This is a genomic window from Caulobacter sp. P1_B12_2, from assembly GCF_056406675.1.
Genome location: NZ_JBFTZS010000565.1, coordinates 1 through 2,581 on the forward strand (window position 1 = coordinate 1; position 2,581 = coordinate 2,581).

Genomic DNA, 2,581 nt, shown 5'->3' on the forward strand with positions numbered 1-2,581 from the left:
GCTCCAGTCGTCGAACTGCGGCTGAACCTGATTGCTCTTGTAGGCGTAGAGCACCGACCACAGGCCATACAGGCGCTTTTCGCCGTGCTGCTTCAGCGCCCGGCGCCCGACCCGCTCGATGTCGTCGTTCTCGCGCGTCGGCGGCTTGATCTCGTCGCGGCTGATTTCGCGATACAGAGCGTCCAGCTTGGCCGACTGCGGCGATCGGGCGAAGGCCGCGCCGCCGGTTCCGCTCAACAGGATTGCGATCGCCGCGAGGAACAAGACGTAGCGCCGCAAGCCGAGGTTTCCTGGTGAACCCTGGCAAGGTACGAAAAGGGCCTATATCCAAAGTTAAGATTGGCGCGACGCGAGGTTCAGCCGCGAAATTGTCGCACCCGGGGCAAAATATCCCCCTCTTAAGTTGTCACCTCGACGCTCAGCCGCCGCCTAGATTGTGGCTCCGCCGTCCACCACCAGCGCCTGCCCCGTCATGAAGCTGCCCGCCTTCGAGGCCAGATAGACGGCCGCTCCAGCCAGTTCGTCGGGCTCGCCGATCCGGCGCAGCGGCACGCTCTTGGTCGAGCGCTCCAGGGTCGCCGGATCGTCCCACAGCGCCTTGGCGAAGTCGGTCTTGATCAGGCCCGGCGCGATGCAGTTGACCCGCACGTTGTCGGGGCCGAACTCGTGGGCCAGGTTGCGGGCCAGCTGGAAGTCGGCGGCCTTGGAGATGTTGTAGGCGCCGATGATCGCGTTGCCGCGCAGGCCGCCGATCGAGCTGACGATGATGATCGCGCCGTCCTTCCGCTCGCGCATCTCCGGGGCGACCATGCCGATCAGCCAGTGATTGCTGATGATGTTGTTGTCGAGGATCTTGCGGAACTGGTCGTCGGCGATGCCGGCCAGCGGGCCGTAATAGGGGTTGGACGCGGCGTTGCAGACGCAGATGTCGACCTTGCCGAACGCCGCCCTTGTCTCGTCGACCAGGCGCTGCAGGTCCTCTTTCGAGCCGATATTGGCCGGGACCGCGATCGCCGTCCCCGCGCCGTGCCGGGCGTTGATCTCGGCGGCGACCTCGTCGCAGGGCCCCGCCTTGCGCGAGGAGATCACAACCTTGGCCCCGTGCTCGGCCATGCGCTGGGCGATGGCCTTGCCGATGCCGCGCGAGCTGCCGGTGATGATCGCGACCTTGCCGGTGAGATCGAAGAGGGTGGTCATGGCGTGCTCCCGGCAGGTTTCAAAACGATTGTTTGAATTGCCGGCAGATTGGGACGCGGACCTGGCCAGGTCAAGTCTCGCCTCAGAACCGGTAGGTGAACCCGAACAGCGGCCCCTTCATGTCGAGATCGACATCGACCCGGCCCTTCTCGTTCTCGAAGTGCAGGTAGCGATACCCGCCTTGCAGCCGCCATCGGCTGGAAAGGTCGTATTCGACCAGGGCCTGACCTTGCCAGCTGGAGGTGTCGCTGCCCCAGCCGCTGTCGATCTGGCCGGTCAGACCCCACTTTCCGTACTGGCCCCGGGCCCTGGCGCCGATGATTCCGTCGACCCAGTTGGTCTTGCCGCTGGCGTCGATCAGCGTGGTGTTGGGCGCGCTGAGGGTGAACTCGCTCTCCAGCCAGTAACCCCGGACGCCGGCGGTCAGGTCTATGTCCCACTTGTCGCCGTCCATCACCCGGTAGAAGCCGTTGACCGAGCCCACCATCGCCTTGGTGTCGAGGTCCGGCTTCAGCGGGATCGCCGGCGGCAGTTCGACATCGTCGCCGAAGCCGATATCGACATAGGCGAAATCCACGAGGGCGCCGAACCGGTCGCCGCTGAGCTCGGCGACCCCGAAGCCGAAGAACTGCAGGTTGTCGAGGATGCTGCCGTCTCCGAGGACCGGAGTCGGCCGATCGGGCTGCAGCCCCAGCGGCCCCTCGACGGTGGGCAGCCAGACATAGGTGCCCATGCGGAACGTCAAATCGTCGGCCTCGGCCTCGACGGCCGCGACCGTCAACGCCGCGGCGAAGCCCAGAACCACCGCAACTTTCATCGGCCCGCTCCCTTGGTGACCCGACGAGAGCCTGAACCGTCCACCCCGAGGGTAAATCAGGTGAACTACCCAGAAGGCGCGCGGCTTGCCGCCATCGGCCTAGGGCATCGACAAAAGTTCGCCGGCGATGTCGGATCGCGGACGGCGCTGCCGTCCTTCGGGCACATCGACGCCAATTCCTCGGAGAAACGCCATGAACGCCCCCGTCCCTTCCCCCATCGCCGAGCGCGAACTCGTTCTGACGCGCGTCATCGACGTGCCCGCCGACAAGCTGTTCAAGTGCTGGACCACGCCGGAACTGCTGCCCAAGTGGTTCTGCCCGCCGCCCTGGACCGTTTCCCACGCGGAGATGGACGTCCGCACGGGCGGCAACAGCGTCATCACCATGAAGGGTCCGAACGGCGAGGAGGTCGTCAATCCGGGCGTCTATCTGGAAGTGGTCGAGAACCGGCGCATCGTCTTCACCGACGCCTTCACCTCCACCTGGATCCCGTCGCAGAAGCCGTTCATGGTCGGCATCGTCGAGTTCGAAGACCTGGGCGACGGCACGACCCGCTACACCGCCAC

3 protein-coding genes and 1 pseudogene are annotated in these 2,581 nt (G+C 65.6%); 1 reads left to right on the forward strand and 3 read right to left on the reverse strand.

The window, feature by feature from the left end:
• From AC1DZ6_RS23305 to AC1DZ6_RS23315, 3 genes and pseudogenes are all read right to left on the reverse strand, one after another.
• Nucleotides 1-279, reverse strand: a pseudogene (locus AC1DZ6_RS23305) (hybrid sensor histidine kinase/response regulator); the annotation flags it as partial.
• 150 nt (nt 280-429) lie between these two features.
• Nucleotides 430-1,197: an SDR family oxidoreductase gene (locus tag AC1DZ6_RS23310; RefSeq protein WP_477099488.1), complete on the reverse strand. Its 768-nt coding sequence runs from the start codon at nt 1,195-1,197 to the stop codon at nt 430-432.
• Nucleotides 1,198-1,279: 82 nt separating this feature from the next.
• Complete coding sequence (locus tag AC1DZ6_RS23315; protein ID WP_477099489.1) at nt 1,280-2,014, reverse strand: outer membrane protein; 735 nt, start codon at nt 2,012-2,014, stop codon at nt 1,280-1,282.
• Between the two features lie 193 nt (nt 2,015-2,207).
• Between AC1DZ6_RS23315 and AC1DZ6_RS23320 the strand changes: the two genes are divergently transcribed.
• On the forward strand, nt 2,208-2,581 hold a 374-nt coding region (locus tag AC1DZ6_RS23320; RefSeq protein WP_477099490.1), incomplete at its 3' end, for an SRPBCC domain-containing protein.